Here is a 1,030-nt window from a genome sequence, read left to right as displayed (position 1 = left end):
TCTCAGAATAGTCTTTAAATACAGGCAATAAATGGTTTTCCAGCAACAGCACATAAGCCGAAAAGGTTGATTTTTTCACATACAGCTTTTTGTCATTCTTCCATAATTCAGCGATTTCTGCCAATGTTTTCTTTCTTGTCATAATTTTTTGATTTTATATTAAAATCCTAAAGTTAAAGCCTTTGCAATAAAATCATCAAGACTACGAATTAATGAGATAAAAACTCCCTAATGTAATTGGGGAAAATTGAACTTTGGGTTTCCTAATTTACGATTTCCGGGGTTTGAAGGAAGTTGGACTTCAATTAAAATCGAAAATATTGCTCCCTTACAAAGAGGGTTTGATTTGCCTTCACAAAATATTGTTACTGGTAATATTCCTATTGTATATAGCAATGGAATTTTAAAATTCCATAATGAATCAAAATGTACAGCCCCAGGATTAGTAACTGGTCGTTCTGGAACAATTGGGAAATTTACATTTCTTGAAGAGGGAGAATATTGGCCACATAACACTTCTTTATGGGTGACAAACTTTTTTGATAATGACCCTAAGTTTATTTATTATTTATATCAGACAATAAATATTGAGAATTTTTCAACAGGTTCGGGCGTTCCAACATTAAATAGGAACAATGTTCATAATCAAATTTGTAGTATTCCTTCTGTTAATGAACAAAAAAAAATATCATCATTTCTTACTTCGATTGATAATAGAATTTCAACCCAAAAGAAAATAATTGAGGGTTTGATAACGCAAAAGAATTTTATAATTAAAAAGTTATTTAAGCAAAATTTATCAGATTTAAACACAATTTTTTTAAGTGATTTCTTAACAATTCCAGACAAAATAAAACCTAATATTATTGATAAAGAAAAATTGTTAACTGTAAAACTACATGTAAAGGGTGTTCATAAAAATGAAAATTCAGATTCATTATCATTAGGTGCAACAAACTATTTTATTAGAAAAAAAGGACAATTCATCTATGGTAAACAAAACCTATTTAATGGCWGTCTTTTRYAAWAA

Annotated in this window: 2 protein-coding genes; one reads left to right on the top strand and one right to left on the bottom strand. The window is 28.5% G+C overall.

Annotated elements, in window-relative coordinates; all coding sequences use genetic code 11:
- Positions 1–142 (bottom strand): tyrosine-type recombinase/integrase (locus SOP96_RS18340; RefSeq protein ID WP_459349265.1); only part of this gene is annotated, 142 nt, incomplete at its 3' end.
- Between the two features lie 105 nt (positions 143–247).
- Between SOP96_RS18340 and SOP96_RS18335 the strand changes: the two genes are divergently transcribed.
- The coding region (locus SOP96_RS18335) for a restriction endonuclease subunit S (protein WP_326322342.1) at positions 248–1,030 on the top strand (783 nt) is incomplete at its 3' end.

This window comes from Chryseobacterium salviniae (assembly GCF_035819015.1).
GTDB lineage: Bacteria > Bacteroidota > Bacteroidia > Flavobacteriales > Weeksellaceae > Chryseobacterium > Chryseobacterium salviniae.
Note: the sequence above shows the minus strand (reverse complement) of the source record. Positions and strands in the feature narration are given on the sequence as shown.